16 protein-coding genes are annotated in these 16,724 nt (G+C 67.4%); 7 read left to right on the forward strand and 9 right to left on the reverse strand.

Going from position 1 to position 16,724, the window contains the following annotated elements:
- Positions 1 to 37: 37 nt before the first annotated feature.
- Complete coding sequence (btuB, locus tag ACI2JH_RS09175; RefSeq protein ID WP_404736017.1) at positions 38 to 1,876, forward strand: TonB-dependent vitamin B12 receptor; 1,839 nt, start codon at positions 38 to 40, stop codon at positions 1,874 to 1,876.
- Between the two features lie 48 nt (positions 1,877 to 1,924).
- Here the strand turns inward: btuB and gph are convergent, their stop codons facing one another.
- Positions 1,925 to 2,596: a phosphoglycolate phosphatase gene (gph, locus tag ACI2JH_RS09180; RefSeq protein WP_404736018.1), complete on the reverse strand. Its 672-nt coding sequence runs from the start codon at positions 2,594 to 2,596 to the stop codon at positions 1,925 to 1,927.
- Between the two features lie 72 nt (positions 2,597 to 2,668).
- Positions 2,669 to 3,571 (reverse strand): LysR family transcriptional regulator, encoded by a 903-nt coding sequence (locus tag ACI2JH_RS09185; protein WP_101100270.1) that lies wholly within the window; start codon positions 3,569 to 3,571, stop codon positions 2,669 to 2,671.
- 99 nt (positions 3,572 to 3,670) lie between these two features.
- Here ACI2JH_RS09185 and ACI2JH_RS09190 point away from each other — a divergent pair, with 99 nt between their 5' ends.
- Positions 3,671 to 4,309: an NAD(P)-dependent oxidoreductase gene (locus ACI2JH_RS09190; protein ID WP_404736019.1), complete on the forward strand. Its 639-nt coding sequence runs from the start codon at positions 3,671 to 3,673 to the stop codon at positions 4,307 to 4,309.
- Positions 4,310 to 4,344: 35 nt separating this feature from the next.
- On the opposite strand, the gene dinB is transcribed toward ACI2JH_RS09190, so the two are convergent.
- Positions 4,345 to 5,430, reverse strand: coding sequence for a DNA polymerase IV (gene dinB, locus ACI2JH_RS09195; RefSeq protein WP_349999360.1), 1,086 nt, complete (start codon positions 5,428 to 5,430; stop codon positions 4,345 to 4,347).
- 193 nt (positions 5,431 to 5,623) lie between these two features.
- Between dinB and fabA the strand changes: the two genes are divergently transcribed.
- Both fabA and fabB read left to right on the forward strand, forming a co-directional pair.
- A complete protein-coding gene (gene fabA / locus ACI2JH_RS09200; protein WP_042614942.1) occupies positions 5,624 to 6,139 on the forward strand; it encodes a 3-hydroxyacyl-[acyl-carrier-protein] dehydratase FabA in 516 nt (171 codons plus the stop codon).
- Positions 6,139 to 7,350: a beta-ketoacyl-ACP synthase I gene (gene fabB, locus ACI2JH_RS09205; RefSeq protein WP_101100146.1), complete on the forward strand. Its 1,212-nt coding sequence runs from the start codon at positions 6,139 to 6,141 to the stop codon at positions 7,348 to 7,350. The genes fabA and fabB overlap by 1 nt, the downstream gene beginning before the upstream one ends.
- 97 nt (positions 7,351 to 7,447) lie before the next feature.
- Here the strand turns inward: fabB and ACI2JH_RS09210 are convergent, their stop codons facing one another.
- From ACI2JH_RS09210 to ACI2JH_RS09220, 3 genes are read right to left on the reverse strand one after another with little or no spacing between them, the layout of a single operon-like run.
- Positions 7,448 to 8,128 (reverse strand): HAD family hydrolase, encoded by a 681-nt coding sequence (locus ACI2JH_RS09210; RefSeq protein WP_404736020.1) that lies wholly within the window; start codon positions 8,126 to 8,128, stop codon positions 7,448 to 7,450.
- A complete protein-coding gene (locus ACI2JH_RS09215; RefSeq protein ID WP_042614945.1) occupies positions 8,125 to 8,826 on the reverse strand; it encodes a pseudouridine synthase in 702 nt (233 codons plus the stop codon). Before ACI2JH_RS09215 ends, ACI2JH_RS09210 begins: the two co-directional genes overlap by 4 nt.
- Complete coding sequence (locus tag ACI2JH_RS09220) at positions 8,823 to 9,878, reverse strand: class I SAM-dependent methyltransferase (protein ID WP_404736021.1); 1,056 nt, start codon at positions 9,876 to 9,878, stop codon at positions 8,823 to 8,825. Before ACI2JH_RS09220 ends, ACI2JH_RS09215 begins: the two co-directional genes overlap by 4 nt.
- A gap of 163 nt (positions 9,879 to 10,041) precedes the next feature.
- Here ACI2JH_RS09220 and ACI2JH_RS09225 point away from each other — a divergent pair, with 163 nt between their 5' ends.
- Entirely contained in the window at positions 10,042 to 10,305 is a 264-nt protein-coding gene (locus ACI2JH_RS09225) for a hypothetical protein (protein WP_042614947.1), read from the forward strand.
- A gap of 45 nt (positions 10,306 to 10,350) precedes the next feature.
- On the opposite strand, the gene ACI2JH_RS09230 is transcribed toward ACI2JH_RS09225, so the two are convergent.
- Positions 10,351 to 12,291, reverse strand: a complete 1,941-nt coding sequence (locus ACI2JH_RS09230) for an ATP-binding protein (RefSeq protein WP_101100268.1) — start codon at positions 12,289 to 12,291, stop codon at positions 10,351 to 10,353.
- 291 nt (positions 12,292 to 12,582) lie between these two features.
- Between ACI2JH_RS09230 and ACI2JH_RS09235 the strand changes: the two genes are divergently transcribed.
- Positions 12,583 to 13,167, forward strand: a complete 585-nt coding sequence (locus tag ACI2JH_RS09235) for a DUF3016 domain-containing protein (protein ID WP_404736022.1) — start codon at positions 12,583 to 12,585, stop codon at positions 13,165 to 13,167.
- Between the two features lie 89 nt (positions 13,168 to 13,256).
- On the opposite strand, the gene alr is transcribed toward ACI2JH_RS09235, so the two are convergent.
- Together alr and ACI2JH_RS09245 are read right to left on the reverse strand one after the other, a co-directional pair.
- Positions 13,257 to 14,333, reverse strand: a complete 1,077-nt coding sequence (alr, locus tag ACI2JH_RS09240) for an alanine racemase (RefSeq protein ID WP_404736023.1) — start codon at positions 14,331 to 14,333, stop codon at positions 13,257 to 13,259.
- Positions 14,333 to 15,619: a D-amino acid dehydrogenase gene (locus tag ACI2JH_RS09245; protein WP_182657222.1), complete on the reverse strand. Its 1,287-nt coding sequence runs from the start codon at positions 15,617 to 15,619 to the stop codon at positions 14,333 to 14,335. Before ACI2JH_RS09245 ends, alr begins: the two co-directional genes overlap by 1 nt.
- 149 nt (positions 15,620 to 15,768) lie before the next feature.
- On the opposite strand from ACI2JH_RS09245, the gene ACI2JH_RS09250 reads away from it, so the two are divergent.
- Positions 15,769 to 16,248 (forward strand): winged helix-turn-helix transcriptional regulator, encoded by a 480-nt coding sequence (locus tag ACI2JH_RS09250; protein WP_042614952.1) that lies wholly within the window; start codon positions 15,769 to 15,771, stop codon positions 16,246 to 16,248.
- Positions 16,249 to 16,724: the final 476 nt, after the last annotated feature.

Below are 16,724 nucleotides of genomic sequence, written 5' to 3' on the forward strand. Positions count from 1 at the left end.
TGTCCGCGCGGGCGTGCGCGGCAGTTGGAGTTACCCCATGACATTGCAGTCCACAATCCTCTCCCTGGCCGTGCTGGCCGCACTGCCTGGCATGGCTGGCGCACAGGACGCGGCCACCGCGCTGGACCAGGTGCTGGTCACCGCCACGCGTACCCCGATCGCGCTGGCCGACAGCCTCAGCCCGGCGCAGGTGATCGACCGCAGCGCCATCCAGGCCAGCCAGGCCACCTCGCTGCAGGACCTGCTGCGCGGCCGCGCCGGCATCAACCTGGCCAACACCGGCGGACTCGGCAAGCAGACGTCGCTGTTCCTGCGCGGCACCAATTCCTCGCACACCGTGGTGCTGGTCGATGGGGTGCGCATCAATACCGGTGACTTCGGCCTGGCCATGCTGCAGGACCTGCCGCTGGCGCAGATCGAACGCGTGGAGATCGTGCGCGGCCCGCAGTCCAGCCTGTACGGCGCCGATGCGATCGGCGGCGTGGTGCAGATCTTCACCCGTCGTGATAGCGGCGGCTTCGCACCGCACCTGGAACTGGGCGGCGGCAGCAACGGCCTGCGCCAGGCCAGTGGCGGCATCGGCGGCGGTACCGAGCGTGGCTGGTTCGGCCTGGACATCGCTTACCAGCGCAGCGATGGCATCGATGCGTGCCGCGGTTCGGCGGCGACCTTCCAGGGCTGTGGCGCGGACGAGCCGGATCGCGATGGCTACCGCAATCTTTCCAAGAGCGCGCGTGGTGGCTACACCTTCAACCCACAGTGGAGCGTGGAAGGCAGCGCCCTGCGCGCCGAAGGCGAGAACCACTACGACGGCTACTACAACTACTCTGAAACGCTGCAGCAGGTGCTCGGCGGCAAGCTCCGCTACACCCCGTCCGAGCGTCTGGCGGTGACTGCCAGCATCGGCCGCAGCGACAATGAATCGGACAACAGCGGACCGTTCGATGCGTTTGGCAGCGCGCAGACGCATCGCGACAGCGCCTCGCTGCAGGTCGACGCCAGCCTGGCCGACAATCAGCTGCTGAGCGGCGGCGTGGACTGGAGTGATGACAGCCTGGATGGCAGCAGCGCCGGCTACCTGGTCGACAGCCGTGACAACACCGGCGTGTTCGTGCAGTACCAGGGTCGCTTCGGCCGGCACCAGCTGCAGGCCAGCGTGCGCAACGATGACAACCAGCAGTTCGGCAACCACACCACCGGTTCACTGGCCTGGGGTCTGCAACTGGGCGCGGGCTGGAAGCTCACCGCCAGCCACGGCACCGCGTTCAAGGCGCCGACCTTCAGCGATCTGTACGACCCGTGGAGCGGTGTGGCCACGCTGGATCCGGAAAAGGCACGCAGCAGCAACATCGGCATCGCGCAGCAGGGCCAGGGCTGGCGCTGGGGCCTGGATGTGTATGAGACGCGCGTGGATGACCTGATCACCTACGACGCGGCCACCTTCGGCATGACCCAGGTGGAAAAGGCCCGCATCCGCGGCGCCGAGCTGACCGGCGCCACCACCTTGGCCGGCTTCGACCTCAACGCACAGCTGAGCTACACCGCACCGCGCAACCGTACCGTCGGTGCGCAGTACGACAACTGGCTGGCGCGCCGTGCGCAGCAGACCGCTCGCATCGACCTGGACCGCCGCTTCGGCGACCTGCGCGTCGGCCTGACCGGCTTCGGCGCCGGCAAGCGCTACGACGATGCCGCCAACACGGTGAAGCTCGCGGGCTATGGCACCCTGGACCTGCGGTTGGAGTACGCGCTCAGCGATGACTGGTCGGTGCTCGCAAGGGCCGCCAACTTGTTCGACCGCCGCTACGAAACGGTCGCCTGGTACAACCAGCCAGGCCGCGAATACCAGCTGAGCGTGCGTTACCAGCCGAAGTAACGCGCACGGCCCGTGGGGTGCCGGTCAGGACGACCGGCGTACCCATGGTCAGCCCGCGCGCAACCCCGGCAACTGGCGCAGGTCGTCGACCACCGCCACCGCCTCGTTGTGCTGCAGGTCCAGCCCACGGCGATAGCCATAACGAACCAGCGCCACGGGCATGCCGGCATCCAGCGCGGCGCGGTAGTCGGTCAACGAATCCCCCACCATCAGGCACTCGCCGGGCGCAGCACCAAAGTGGCCGGCGATATGCCGCAGCGGCTCGCCGCTGGGCTTGCGCTGCGGCAACGAATCGCCGCCCAGTACCAGCGCGAACCGATCACCGACGCCCAGGTGATCCAGCAGCGGTTGTACCAGCGCACTCGGCTTGTTGGTGCAGATCGCCATCGGCACACCACGTTCCTGCAGCTGCTGCAGTGCCTCGGCGACGCCATCGAACAGCCGCGGGCTGCGCAGCAGGCACTCGCGGTAGTGCACCATGAAGCCCGGCATCACCCGCTCCAGGTCGATCGTGCTGCCTGCCGCGGTGAACGCCTGCTCCACCAGCCGACGCACGCCGTCACCGATCCAGGTCAGTACGGTGGATTCGGCCACCCGCGGCAGCTGCCAGTCTTCCAGCGTGCGGTTCAATGCTTCGGCGATGTCGCCGGCACTGTCCACCAGCGTGCCGTCCAGGTCGAACACCACCAGCGGATACGGGTACGTCGCTACGTCGCTCACAGGCCTGCCATGTCATGCGGGGGAGCCTGCAGTGTAACGGCCGCCCACGGCCGCTTCATTGACCGGGGCTGGCTAGCAGTACGCGGCAAACGCCGGGCTGGAGAACCGTTCCACCAGGAAATCGACGAAGCTGCGCAGCAGGGTGGACTGCTGCCGACGCGAGGCATACACCGCGTGCAGTCCCATTTCTTCCAGCGAATGATCGGCGAGCAACGCGACCAGCTCACCGCTGGCCAACAGCGGATTCACCTGGTAGGCCGGCAGCATCGCGATGCCGGTGCCACTGCGCACCGCCTCCAGCAGCAGCGACGAATCGTTGGCACTGATGTTGCCGCTCACGCTGACCGCCACCTCGCGTCCATCCCGCTGCAGGCGCCACACGCCCTTTCCAACGTAATGGTGGGTCAGGCAGTTGTGCGTGGCCAGCTGTTCGGCGCTGCTCGGCGTGCCCTGCCGCTGCAGGTAGGCCGGCGCGGCGCACAGCACCGAACGGCAATCGGCCAGCCGGCGCGCGATCAATGCCGGATCGATCTGCCGCGATATGCGAACCGCCAGGTCGATCCGCTCCTCCACCAGGTTGACGATGCGGTCCACCATCAACAGTTCGATACGCGCTTGCTTGTAGCGCTTCACGTAGTCGGCTACGGCCGGGGCCAGGTGCAGCTGGCCGAACGACACGCTGGCCGTCACCCGCAGCACGCCATGGGGTTCGGGATCCTGGCTGGCCAGCTCGTCTTCCAGCTCCTGGCGCACGCCACGCATCTGCTGGAACCGCGTCAGCGCGATCTCGCCCGGCCCGGTCAGCCCGACCCGGCGGGTGGTCCGGTGCAGCAGGCGCGCACCCAGCCACTGCTCCAGCGCGGCAAGGTAGCGGGTGACCATCGGCCGCGACATGTCCAGCGCCTCCGCAGCTGCGGTCAGGCTGCCGCGCTCGGCGACTTCAATGAACACATCGATGGCGGTCAGTCGGTCCATCTGCTCGATCCATGCAACAAACATGATCGTTATACGCTGTTTTTCGATCATGTACGGGCGCCTACAGTGACCGCTCACCCCGCTACGGAACGCCCCCCCATGAAGATCGCCCTTGTCGGTGCCACCGGCAACATCGGCCGCCAGATCGCCCGCCATGCGCTGGCCAACGGCCATCAGGTCACCGCCATCGTACGCAGTGAGAAACAGCTGCCCGCCGAACTGGACGGCGCCGCGCTGGCCATCGCCCCGCTGGATGACGGTGCCGCGCTGGCGGCCGTGATTGCCGGCCACGATGTGCTGGCCAGTGCCTACGGTCCGCGCCCGGGCGATGACATCGGCCAGATCGCGGTGGTCGCCGGGCAGCTGCTCCAAGCCGCGCGCCAGGCCGGCGTGCCGCGCCTGGTGGTGGTGGGCGGTGCAGGCAGCCTGGAAGTCGCACCGGGGGTGCAGCTGGTCGATACCCCGGATTTCCCGGCCGCTTACAAGCCGTTTGCACTGGCCGCACGCGAGGCGCTGAAGAAGCTCCAGGCCGTGCAGGACATCGAGTGGACGTTCTTCTCGCCGGCCGCGGAAATCGGCCCGGGCGAAGAGCGCGGGCAGTATCGCGTGCAGGCCCGTACCTTCCTCGCCGACGCCGAAGGCCACAGCCACATCAGCTACGCCGACTACGCCGCCGCGTTCGTGGAAGAACTGGAAACCCACGCCCACCCGCGCCAGATCATCACCGCCGCGTACTGAAACCCAAAAAAGGGGACGGAGGGAATTAAGTTCGCTTAATTCCCTCCGTCCCCTTTTTGGAACAGGTCGCCCTGCAGCACCGGTTCGCGCTCGCGGAAGCCGCCCAGGCCGACGCCCACCAAGCGGTACAACGTGTCCGGCGGCAGCTCCACGCGCTCGCGCAGCGCCAGGGCGATGTCGCGCAGTTCCTCCATCGACTCCGGTGCGCGTTCCGGCGTGTAGCTGCGGGTGAGGATGCGGAACTGCGAGGTCTTCAGTTTCAGCACCACCGTGTGCCCGGTGCGGTCGGTCCTGCGCGTGGCGTTCCAGGTTTTCTCCGCCAGCTGGGCGATCGCCGGCGCCAGTGCGTCCAGTGGAACATCCTCGGCGAAGGTGTCTTCGGAGGAAATCGACTGCACCGGCTGGTCCGGCTCCACCGGCCGTTCGTCGATACCACGGGCACGGTTGTACAGACTGCGACCGAAGCTGCCGAAGGCCTCTTCCAGCGCAGCCAGCGACCAGTTGCGCAGGTCACCACAGGTCACGATGCCACGCGCCGCCAACTTGCCTTCCATCACCTTGCCCACGCCCGGTACCTTCTTCACCGGCAGCGGCAGCAGGAACGCATCCACGCGCTGCGGGGTCACCACGAACTGGCCATCAGGCTTGCGCCAGTCCGATGCGATCTTGGCCAGGAACTTGTTCGGCGCGATGCCCGCCGAGGCGGTCAGCGCGGTTTCATTTCGGATCTGCGCGCGGATTTCGCGCGCGATGTCGGTCGCCAGCGCGATCCCGGATTTCGGCACGGTGACATCCAGGTACGCTTCGTCCAGCGACAACGGTTCCACCAGGTCGGTATGGCGCAGGAAAATCTCGCGCACCTGCCGGGAAACGGCCTTGTAGCGTGCGAAGTCCGGCGGCACGAACACCGCATCCGGACACAGCCGCTCGGCACGCAGCGCCGGCATCGCCGAACGCACGCCGAACACCCGCGCCTCGTAGGACGCCGCACACACCACCGAACGCGCGCCACGCCATGCCACCACCACCGGCCGGCCGCGCAGGGACGGATCGTCGCGTTGCTCCACCGACGCGTAGAAGGCGTCCATGTCAACGTGGATGATCTTGCGCATAGTCCTCATCATGGGTGGTAGGAAGGCATTCGGCCCGGGTGGGCCACACGCCGAAGTATGGTCGTTGCACATCAACAGGATGCGCGTTTTCAGCGGCAGACACTACGCGGGCGTACGGTGGAAAAGTTTGATCGCGACCTGTGCTGTCATGCATCCTCGGGCGCTTGATCTTCCGTTCTTCGCTTCCAGGATCGTGCTTTCCATGACTCGTCTCCACGCGTTCGACCGCGACCAGCTGCTGGCCAGCGCCCGCGGTGAACTGTTCGGCGCAAGCGCCGGGCGCCTGCCCAACGACCCGATGCTGATGTTCGACCGCATCACCGACATCCGCGACGACGCCGGTCCGCATGGCAAGGGCATGGTACGCGCCGAACTGGATATCCGTCCGGACCTGTGGTTCTTCAACTGCCATTTCATCGGCGATCCGGTGATGCCCGGTTGCCTGGGCCTGGATGCGATGTGGCAGCTCACCGGCTTCTTCCTGACCTGGCTGGGCGCACCCGGCCGCGGCCGTGCGCTGGGCTGTGGCGATGTGAAGTTCACCGGCCAGGTGTTGCCGGACGCCAAGCTGGTCAGCTATGAAATCGACATCACCCGCGTCATCAACCGCAAGCTGGTGATGGCCCAGGCCGACGCCCGCATGCTGGTGGATGGCCGCGAAATCTACGTCGCCAAGGATCTGCGCGTGGGTCTTTTCACCTCCACCGAGAACTTCTGATGCGTCGCGTCGTCATTACCGGAATGGGCATCACCTCGTGCCTGGGCAACGACCTGGACACGGTGTCGGCCAACCTGCGCGCCGGCAAGGCCGGCATCACCTACCTGGCAGACCACGCCGAAGCCGGGCTGCGCAGCCAGGTCGGCGGCCGCGTCGACCTGGACCTGGATGCGCAGATCGACCGCAAGCTGAAGCGTTTCATGAGCGATGCTTCGGCCTTCGCCTACATCGCCGCACGCGATGCCATCGCCGATGCCGGGCTGACCCCGGAACAGGTGAGCAACCCGCGTACCGGCCTGATCGCCGGTTCCGGCGGTGGCTCCAGCGAATGGCAGGTGGAAGCGGCTGACATCCTGCGCAGCCGTGGCGTGCGCAAGGTCGGCCCGTACATGGTGCCGCGCACGATGTGCAGCACGGTCTCGGCCTGCCTGGCCACCGCTTACCAGATCAAGGGCCTGAGCTATTCGCTGTCTGCGGCCTGCGCCACCTCGGCGCATTGCATCGGTGCGGCGGCCGACCTGATCCGCCACGGCGCACAGGACATCATGCTGGCCGGCGGCGGTGAAGACCTGCACTGGTCGATGAGCGTGATGTTCGATGCGATGGGCGCGCTGTCGACCAGTTTCAACGAGACTCCGGCCACCGCCTCGCGTCCGTACGACAAGGACCGCGACGGCTTCGTCATCGCCGGTGGTGGCGGCATGCTGGTACTGGAAGACTACGACCACGCCATCGCGCGCGGTGCCACCATCCACGCCGAGCTGATCGGCTACGGCGTGACCTCCGACGGTGCCGACATGGTCGCCCCGTCCGGCGAGGGCGCGGTGCGCTGCATGAAGATGGCGATGGAAAAGGTCGACCGTCCGCTGGACTACCTCAACACCCATGGCACCTCCACGCCGCTGGGCGATGTCACCGAACTGGGTGCGATCCGCGAAGTGTTCGGCGAATCGATCCCGCCGCTGTCCTCGACCAAGGCGCTGTCGGGCCATTCGCTGGGCGCTGCCAGCGTGCATGAGGCGATCTACTGCCTGCTGATGATGCGCGATGGCTTCATCGCCGGTTCGGCCAACATCACCGAACTGGATCCGAAGGTGGAAGGCTTCCCGATCGTGCGCGAAAGCCGCGAGCAGAAGCTGGACACGGTGATGTCCAACAGCTTCGGTTTCGGCGGCACCAACGCCGCGCTGGTGTTCGGCCGGATGATGTAGTGACGGCTGCTGGCCGTCATGCTGTTGCTCTTGCCCGGGTAGGTGACGGCCGCTGGCCGTCAGCCTCGCCGCTGCGCTCGCCGAGCAGAACTCGGCGCTACCTCAACAGCGGCAGCAGCAGCGCGCGCACATCATGCAGCGACTCCACGATGCGATGCCCCAGCGCGCGCACCGCCGCATCCGGATGCACCAGGTCGGGAATCTGGATGGTGGTCATGCCCGCGGCCAAGGCAGCACGCGTCCCGGTCGGTGAATCCTCCAGTGCCAGGCAGTGCGTGGGCTCCTTGCCCAGCCGCTGTGCGGCCAGCAGGTAGATGTCCGGCGCCGGCTTGGGATGCTGCACGTCGCTGCTGGTCACCACCGTGTCGAAGTAGTGCAGCAGGCCGCTGGCGGCCAGCTTGCGGCTGGCGCGCGGCTGCCGCGTCGAAGTAGCCACCGCGCGGGGTACACCGTGCTCCTTCAGCAGTTCCAGCAGTTCCAGGATGCCCGGACGCAGTGGCAGGCCGTCATGCGTGCGCGCGTCGTACAGCGCGTGGCAGTGCGCCAGCAGCGCATCGATGCGCGCGCCGTCGTCGATGTGACGCTGCAGCAGCTGCAGGCAATCCCGCTCGCCCAGCCCCACCATGTGCAGGAAGAAGCCTTCCGGCAACGCGATCTCCAGCGTCAGCGCCGCCTCGCTCCAGCACGCGATCGACACCCGTTCGCTGTCGATCATCAGCCCGTCCATGTCGAAGATCACCGCATCCGGGCGGAACGGCAAGGCAGGGATCGTGCTCACGGTGCGAACAGGGTCTCCAGGTCGGCAGCCGCCAACTGGCGCCACTGGCCTTCTTCCAGTCCTTCCAGGCCCAGCCCACCCACGCCGCTGCGATGCAGGGCCTGGACGTGGTTGCCGGTCGCGGCGAACATGCGCCGCACCTGGTGGTAGCGGCCTTCATGCAGCACCAGGCGCGCGTTGCGCGGCCCCTGCACGTCCAGCTCGGCCGGCATGAGCGGCGTCTTCTCCGATTCCAGCATCAGCGTGCCACTGGCGAACAGCGCCACCTCGTCACCGCGCAGGTCCTCGGCCAGCTCCACCTCGTACACCTTGGGCAGCTTGGACTTCGGCGAGATGATCCGGTGCAGCAGGCCACCGTCATCGGTCATCAGCAGCAGCCCGCTGGTATCGCGGTCCAGACGGCCCACGGTGGACAGCACCGGGTCGCGGTCGCGGAAACGCGAGGGCAGCAGGTCGTAGACCAGCCGCCCCTTGTCCTTGATCGAACAGGTCACCCCGCGCGGCTTGTACAGCGCGATGGTCAGCCCGACCGGCGGATCCAGCGGCTCGCCATCGACGCGGATCGCTTCATGGGCCACCTGGTCGTCGGCATACAGCACCTCGCCATCGGCATCGGTGATGCGTCCTTCGCGGAACATCCACTGCACCTGCTTGCGGCTGCCGTACCCCAGGTTGGCGATCAGCTTGACCAGCTTCACCGGCTGCCTCCGCGCACCGCCTCGATCAGCTTGAAGCCATCGCGTTCGGCCAGCACCCGCACCGTGCCGAAGCTGTCGTTGAGCACGTTCTCGTACGGCAGGTGGCGGTTGGCCACCACGAACAGGCGCCCGCCGCGCTTGAGCGCCTGCGCCGCCACCGCGATGAAGCGCTGGCCGATGTCCGGGCGGTTCTCGCGCGAAGGGGTATGGAACGGCGGATTGCTGATGATCACGTCGTAGCCGGGCTCGATCCCGGCGGTCACGTCCTGCCACAGGAACTGCAGCAGCGCACGCGGCGGCTCGGCCAGGTTGACCCGTGCCAGGTCCAGCGCGCGGCCTTCGGCCTCGTACAGGTCCAGTGCGGTGATCTTCGGGCAGCGCTCCAGCAGCTCACGCGACAGGTAGCCGTAACCGGCGCCGAGGTCGGCGGCACGCCCGGTCAGGTCGGCTGGCAGGTTTTCCGCCAGCAGCACCGATGCCGGATCGGTGCGGTCCCACGCGAACACGCCCGGACGGCTGGTGAAGCGTCCGCCGAGGATCCTGCGCGGGGCGTCCAGGCTCGCCCAGCGGCTGGCCAGTTCGACATCGTGCTGGCCCTGCGCCGGCGCGCTCCAGTACACCCGGCAGTGGTTCTTGGTCAGGCTGCCGCCCAGGCCGGTGAGCTGCTTGAAGTCGCCCTCGCCGGAGCGCGCGCCCTCGTCGTTGTGCTGGCAGGCGACGATGGTGCCACCCGGCGCCACCAGCTGCAGGGCGCGGGCGAACAGCGCGCGGGCTTCGTCGCGCTGGCGCGGCGGCAGCACCAGCACCAGCCCGAAACGGCCCGCGTGGTCAGCGCCCAGCTCGGCGGACACCTCCAGCCCGGCCGATTCCAGCGCCTTGGCGAACGGGGCGAAGCTCTGCTCGCAGACCACTTCGCGGCCCTGCGCCTGCTCGCGCAGCGGCCATCCGTCACGCGCCCGCAGGAAGGCGACCGGGCCTTCCGGCCAGCGCAGCAGGCCTTGGGAGAGCGGCAGGAACAGGGTCTGCAGGGGAGCGTCGTCGCGGGCGGCCATCGGGCACGTAAGCCTTGGGATCTTCAGGGGGCGTCCATTGTACCGGCTCGGCGCCACCGCCCCCGTGCCGGACCGCTTTGCGAAAACCGAACATCACCTTGATGCCGCCCGAACGTCCCAGCGGTCAGGGTAAGAGGACCCATCCCAGCTCTGGAGATATCGAATGCGTGCCTTGTTCGTCGGTGGCGTGGTCGACAACAGCGAAATGGACCTGGAGGGCAGCCAGCCCCCGGTGCACTACCCGGAGGACACCGGTGGCGGCCACTCCCGCTACCGGCTGCACCAGGTCGGCAAGACCCGCGATGGGACCGTGGCCTATGCGGTCTACGGGGCTCCGGACATCACGGACGAGGAGGTCAGCCGGGTCGCCGATGAACGTGCCTACGAGCGCCGTTTCGAGGCCGAGGCTTCCTTGTTCGAACACTGATTCATGCGTGGGCCGGGCGGTCCCCGGCTCACTGCTTCAGCCAGGTCAATGCAGGGCGGTGCGTTCGCCGCTGGCCTGCACGTGGCGTACCGCCGCCACCAGCTGGGCCACCGAATACGGCTTGGCCACATGCTCCTGGAAACCCGATGCCAGTGCGCGACGCCGGTCATCAGCGCGGGCAAGCGCGGTCACCGCCACCGCGGGCAGCGCATCGGCGTCCACGCCCATGTCCTCGCGCAGCGTGCGGATGAGTCCATAACCGTCCATTCCCGGCATGCCGATATCGGTCAGCAGCACGTCGAAGCGTTGGTGCCGGTTCTCGTCCAGCAGCGCCAGCGCTTCGCCGGCAGACGACGCCGAGGTGACCGCTGCACCCTGCTCTTCCAGCATGCGACGCAGGTACTCAAGGACTTCCACCTGGTCTTCCACCGCCAGCAGATGCAGGCCGCGCAGCGGGTACGGTTCGACGATGCGCTCGATGATCGGGCCGCCGCTGATCACTTCACGCAGTGGTCGTGAGCCTTGGTCGGGCGAGTAGCGCGGCAGGCGCACGGTGAAGGTCGCGCCGCAGCCATGGCCTTCGCTGGCCGCCGCCACGGTGCCGCCGTGCAGTTCCACCAGCTGCTGCACGATGGCCAGGCCCAGCCCCAGCCCGCCATGGCGGCGGGTGGTGGTGCCATCGGCCTGGCGGAAGCGGCCGAACAGGTGATTGAGGAACTCCGGTGCGATGCCATCGCCACTGTCCTGCACCGTCACCTGCCAGCCCTCCGGCAGGTCTTCCAGCCGCAGCATGATCGAGCCTTCGGCCGGGGTGAACTTGATCGCATTGGACAGCAGGTTCCACAGCACCTGCTGCATCCGGGTGGCATCGCCCAGCACCAGGCACGGACGGTCCGGCACGTCCACGGTCACGTCCAGCGCCTTGCCCTCGGCGACCAGCTCCTGCGCGCCCATTGCCTGGCGCAGCTGCTCGGCAAGGTCCAGCACTTCCACTTCCAGCTGTACCTTGCCCAGCAGCATGCTGCTCAGGTCCAGCATGTCCGATATCAGCCGCTTCTGCGCATTGGCGCTGCTGGCGATCACGCCCAGGCCCTTGCGCAGTGGACTGTCCGGTTCCACCCGCTGCAGCAGCAGCTCGCTCCAGCCCAGGATGGTGGTCAGCGGCGTGCGCAGCTCGTGGGACAGGGTGGCCAGGAATTCGTCCTTCAGCCGCGCGGTGTTTTCCGCTGCGGCGCGCGCGGTGCGCTCGGACTGCAGCAGCTCTTCGCGTGCCAGTTCAATATCGCGTCGTTCGGTCACGTCCGGGCTGCTGCCGGCCAAACCGACGAAGTGCCCATTGCGCGAAAAACGCGGCCGGGCGTTCATTTCCAGCCAGCGCCACTCGCCGTCGGCGCGCCGGGCACGCACCAGGGCATTCATCGAGCGCTGCGCACTCAACGCGCCGCGCAGTTCGTGCTCGAACACCGAGGCATCATCGGGATGCACCAGCCCGCGCCAGACATCTTCCGGTACCCGGTTTTCATCACCGCCGAAGAACTCGGTAAAGGCGCTGTTGACGAAACGCGAGTGACCCTGCTCATCCAGCACCCAGACCGGCATCGGCAGGCCGTCTGCCAGGGCACTGAAGCGCGCCTCGCTTTCGCCCAGCTCGCCTTCCATCCGTTTGCGTGCGCTCACATCGAAAAACAGCACCGCGACCGTGTCATCGCCCTCGGCACCCACCCGCACGGCATCGACCGAATAGGCGCGGCCCAGCGCCTTGGCCTCCAGTTCGAACTGGGTCGCCTCACCAGTACGCGCTACGTGCCCGTAGATGGTGAACCAGTCCTTCTCGTGGTTGGGTTCAAGCTCGCTCATCCGCCGCCCGATCGGATCCACCAGCCCGGTATGCCGTTCGAACGCCGGATTCACTTCCAGGAACACATAGTCAACGGGATGGTCCTGCTCGTCGAAGAGGACTTTGATCACGCAGAAGCCCGCGTGCATGCGCTCCAGCGCGTGCTGGTACAGGCTTGCGCCACCTGCGGCGGCGTGTGCGGGCAGGGCTTCCAGGGTCGAATTCACAGGGGACAAGGGCTTGGGCCACTGGGTAGCAATACATACAGCATGGTCCAGACTGCGTATTCGCAGCGTCAAGCGCCGGGCGTCATGTCCGGCGTGATGAACTTCCCGTAAGCGCATGCCAGGGCGTGCTGGAGTGCCGCTTGTCCGGCGCGCCAGGCAGGACCACACTGGTGGCCACACTTACAGCGCTGCCACACGGCGCAGGAGCCTGCCATGAGCCGCCTTTCACTACGCAGCCTGCTGCTGGCAGTCCTGCTCGCCACTTCCGGCGGTGCCGCACTGGCCGCCCCGCGCACCGTGACCGATCCGCAGGCGCCGCGCGCGCTTGAAGCGTCCGGCCCGGTCAGCGTGCAATGGAACGACCCCAAGACCTTCACCGAGCTGCGCAACAGCACCAACCGCTTCGAGGCCGAGCGCGGCAACTGGGTTCATCAATTGGCCGAGTACGCGCGCAAAACCGCAGAGAAGACCCTGCAGCCCGGCCAGACGCTGGACATCACCTTCGTCGACATCAAGCGCGCAGGCGATTTCGAACCGTGGCATGGTCCGCGTGCCAGCGACATCCGGATCATGCGCGACATCTACCCGCCGCGGATCACCCTGCAGTACGCACTGAAGGACGCGGGCGGCCGGGTGCTGGACCAGGGCGAAGCCGCGCTGCGCGATTCCGGCTTCCTGCATGGCAGCACCGGCATGCAGAGCAGCAGTGACCCACTGCGTTACGAGAAGAAGCTGATCGACGACTGGGTGCGCCGCGACCTGGCCAAGCGGATCGCCGCCAACCCATCCGCTGGATGACGATCCAGGCGGGTGGGTGACGGCCGAGGCCTGGTGGGTGATGAGGGTGACGACCGTTGGTCGTTACGCTCTCCCTCTCCCCTCTCCCCTCACCCCTCCACATACTCCCGGCGCACGCGCTTCACCGCGCACGGCAGCTGGTAAGCGCTGACCCCACAACGCGGCGCCAGCTCGGCCAGGCTCAGCGCCTGCCCACCCCACAGCTGCACCTCGCTGCCCACGCCCGCCTGCGGGAGTGCGGTGAGATCCACGGTCAGCATGTCCATCGACACCCGGCCGATCAGCACACCCGGCTGGTCGTCGACCACCACCGGCGTGCCGTTCGGCGCGAACTGCGGATAGCCGTCGGCATAACCCATCGCCACCACGCCCACCCGGGTTCGCTGGCTGGCCACGAAGCGTGCGCCGTAGCCGACCGGCTCGCCTGCTTCGATCCAGCGCTCGGCGATCACCTTCGAACGCATGTTCATCACCGGGCGCAGGCGCGCGGTCACCGTGGAATCAACCGCCAACGGGTTGGCGCCGTACAGCATCAGGCCCGGACGCACCCAATCGCTGCGCACATCCGGCCAGCCCAGCAACGCCGGCGAATTGCAGATGCTGGTCTCGCCGGCCAGCCCGGCCGTGGCCGTTGCAAACACCGCCGCCTGTTCGTGGGTGCGTCCGCTGTCCAGCTCATCGGCACGCGCCAGATGGGTCATCATGACGATGCGACCGACCTGCGGCAGCGCGGAAAGGCGTGCATGTGCGGCACGGAAGGCATCCACGTCCAGCCCGAGCCGATGCATCCCGCTGTCCAGCTTCAGCCATACCGTCAGGGCCAGCGGACTGTCGAAAGCGGCCAGTGCCTCGACCTGCCACGGCGAACCCACGGCGGTCCACAACCGGTGTTCGGCGATCAACGGCAGTTCGCTGGCTTCAAAGAAGCCTTCCAGCAGCAGGATCGGGGCGGAAATACCGGCCGCACGCAGTTCCAGCGCTTCTTCGATGGTCGCCACCGCGAAGCCATCGGCTTCGCTTTGCAGCGCCTGCGCACAGCGCACCGCACCGTGGCCGTAGGCATCGGCCTTGACCACCGCCAACGCCTTGCCACCGCCCAGCTCGCGCGCGAGGCGGTAGTTGCTACGCAGCGCATCCAGGTCGATCAACGCACGTGCAGGGCGCATCAGCGGCGCCCCGCGTGCGCGTCCGCAGCGCGCTTGCCGCCATAGCGGAAGATATCCAGGCCTTCGGTGCTGATCTGCGGCTGGCGCGCGCTCATCAGGTCGGCCAGGTAACGGCCGGACCCGCACGCCATGGTCCAGCCCAGGGTGCCGTGTCCGGTGTTGAGGAACAGGTTGCGCAACGGCGTGGCGCCGATCACCGGCGTGCCGTCCGGGGTTGCCGGGCGCAGTCCGGTCCAGAACTCGGCGCGCGACAGGTCGCCGCCCTTCGGGTACAGGTCACGCACCACCAGCTCCAGCGTCTGCCGGCGACGCGGCGACAGGGACAGGTCGAAGCCGGCCACTTCGGCCATGCCACCGACCCGGATGCGGTTGTCGAAGCGGGTGACCGCCACCTTGTAGCTTTCGTCCAGGATGGTCGAGGTGGGCGCCATCGCCGGGTCGGTGATCGGCAGGGTCAGTGAGTAGCCCTTCAGCGGATACACCGGCAGGTCCAGTCCCAGCGGGGCCACCAGCGCCGGCGAATAGCTGCCGAGCGCCACCACGTAGTGATCCGCGGTTTCCAGCTTGCCGTCCACGCGCACGCCGGTGATGCGGTCACCTTCGTGCTCTATCCCGGCGATATCCACGTCGTAGCGAAACTCCACGCCGGCCTCGGCCGCCATCGCGGCCAGCCGGCGGGTGAACAACTGGCAGTCACCGGTCTGGTCGCGCGGCAGGCGCAGCGCGCCGACCAGCCCGTCAACGTGGGCCAGCGCGGGTTCGGCGGCGATGATGCCGGCACGGTCCAGCACTTCGTACGGCACGCCATACTGCGCCAGTACCTCGATGTCCTGCGCCGAAGCGTCCAGCTGCTGCTGGGTACGGAACAACTGGGTGGTGCCCAGGTCACGCCCTTCATAGTCGATGCCGGTCTCGGCACGCAGCTGGTTCAGGCAGTCGCGGCTGTACTCGGACATGCGCACCATGCGCGCCTTGTTGATCGCATAGCGTTCCTGCGTGCAGTTGCGCAGCATCTGCCACAGCCAGCGGTACTGGGCCAGGTCCATGCCCGGACGGATCGCCAGCGGCGCGTGCTTTTCAAACAGCCAGCCGATCGCCTTCTTCGGCACGCCCGGCGCCGCCCACGGCGAGGTGTAGCCGAACGACAGCTGCCCGGCATTGGCGAAACTGGTCTCCAGTGCCGGTCCCGGCTGGCGGTCGAGCACGGTGACTTCGAAACCGGCCTGGCGCAGGTACCAGGCACTGGTGGTGCCGATGACGCCGCTGCCGAGGATGAGTACGCGCATGAGACCTCTCCAACCCGATCAATTCCCTGCGCAGGAGCACGCGGGGACCATAATCAGACAAGTATAGTCAGCCTGATCCAGCGAATTTGCGCGTTTTATGAAAGCGGGGCAGCATATTTCACTGAAAACCATCTGCACAGGGCGACACCGTGGCCACCCGCACCCGCGAACTGGACAAAATTGACAGGAAAATCCTGAGGATCCTGCAGGCCGAAGGCCGGATCTCCTTCACCGAGCTGGGCGAACGCGTCGGCCTGTCCACCACGCCATGCACCGAGCGCGTACGCCGCCTGGAACGCGAAGGCGTGGTCACCGGCTACCACGCCCACCTGGATCCGAGCGCACTGAAAGCGAGCCTGCTGGTGTTCGTTGAAATCAGCCTGGCCTACAAATCCGGCGACATCTTCGAAGAGTTCCGACGCGCCGCGCTGAAGCTGCCCAACGTGCTGGAATGTCACCTGGTCTCCGGCGATTTCGACTATCTGTTGAAGGCGCGCATCAGTGAGATGGCTTCGTACCGCAAGCTGCTGGGCAGCACCCTGCTGACCCTGCCGCACGTGCGCGAATCCAAGAGTTACATCGTGATGGAAGAGGTCAAGGAGACCTGGAGCCTGCCGATCCCGGACTGAGCGGTCGAACGGGTGAGACCCCCTCGCGGGTGGCTGCTGTTTGTTGCCGCAGCTGGGTTGGGCCGGGCGGTGGGGCTGTGCGGGGGACGGCAGAAGCTGCATCCATGCGGGCCTCGTTTCGCGCCATCCATGGCGCGGGTACACGTCATCGCATTCGCGCTGCCGCTCCCACGCTTTGCTGTGCAAACCGTGGGCCCCGTCTCACCGACACCCACACCCCGCCGCTTCGCGGCCGCCCCTGACTCAGGGGCTCCCTCCACCCGACACCACACGGGCGCTCTGGTAGGGCCGACCCATGGTCGGCGGAAACCATCAAATCCCTGCCCCCCCCCAAAGCCGCCGACCATGGGTCGGCGCTACCGAAGGTTCCATGGCCACCATGGACCTGTCGAAGGGGGGGGCGGGGGGGGGTGGGGGGGACGCTCAACCGCCAGGGTGCGGGTTGCGGGCCGACAGGGCCGGAGGTGCGGCGCTTA

Origin of the sequence: Stenotrophomonas sp. NPDC078853 (assembly GCF_044901215.1) — a bacterium.
In the GTDB taxonomy this organism is placed as follows: Bacteria; Pseudomonadota; Gammaproteobacteria; order Xanthomonadales; family Xanthomonadaceae; genus Stenotrophomonas; species Stenotrophomonas lacuserhaii.

What these genes read in the sequence shown, in the direction of transcription:
- btuB (WP_404736017.1), top strand. Translation starts at nt 38, where the DNA reads ATGACATTGCAGTCCACAATCCTCTCCCTGGCCGTGCTGGCCGCACTG.
- ACI2JH_RS09185 (WP_101100270.1), bottom strand. Translation starts at nt 3,571, where the DNA reads ATGGACCGACTGACCGCCATCGATGTGTTCATTGAAGTCGCCGAGCGC.
- ACI2JH_RS09190 (WP_404736019.1), top strand. Translation starts at nt 3,671, where the DNA reads ATGAAGATCGCCCTTGTCGGTGCCACCGGCAACATCGGCCGCCAGATC.
- dinB (WP_349999360.1), bottom strand. Translation starts at nt 5,430, where the DNA reads ATGAGGACTATGCGCAAGATCATCCACGTTGACATGGACGCCTTCTAC.
- fabA (WP_042614942.1), top strand. Translation starts at nt 5,624, where the DNA reads ATGACTCGTCTCCACGCGTTCGACCGCGACCAGCTGCTGGCCAGCGCC.
- fabB (WP_101100146.1), top strand. Translation starts at nt 6,139, where the DNA reads ATGCGTCGCGTCGTCATTACCGGAATGGGCATCACCTCGTGCCTGGGC.
- ACI2JH_RS09220 (WP_404736021.1), bottom strand. Translation starts at nt 9,878, where the DNA reads ATGGCCGCCCGCGACGACGCTCCCCTGCAGACCCTGTTCCTGCCGCTC.
- ACI2JH_RS09225 (WP_042614947.1), top strand. Translation starts at nt 10,042, where the DNA reads ATGCGTGCCTTGTTCGTCGGTGGCGTGGTCGACAACAGCGAAATGGAC.
- ACI2JH_RS09230 (WP_101100268.1), bottom strand. Translation starts at nt 12,291, where the DNA reads ATGCACGCGGGCTTCTGCGTGATCAAAGTCCTCTTCGACGAGCAGGAC.
- ACI2JH_RS09235 (WP_404736022.1), top strand. Translation starts at nt 12,583, where the DNA reads ATGAGCCGCCTTTCACTACGCAGCCTGCTGCTGGCAGTCCTGCTCGCC.
- alr (WP_404736023.1), bottom strand. Translation starts at nt 14,333, where the DNA reads ATGCGCCCTGCACGTGCGTTGATCGACCTGGATGCGCTGCGTAGCAAC.
- ACI2JH_RS09245 (WP_182657222.1), bottom strand. Translation starts at nt 15,619, where the DNA reads ATGCGCGTACTCATCCTCGGCAGCGGCGTCATCGGCACCACCAGTGCC.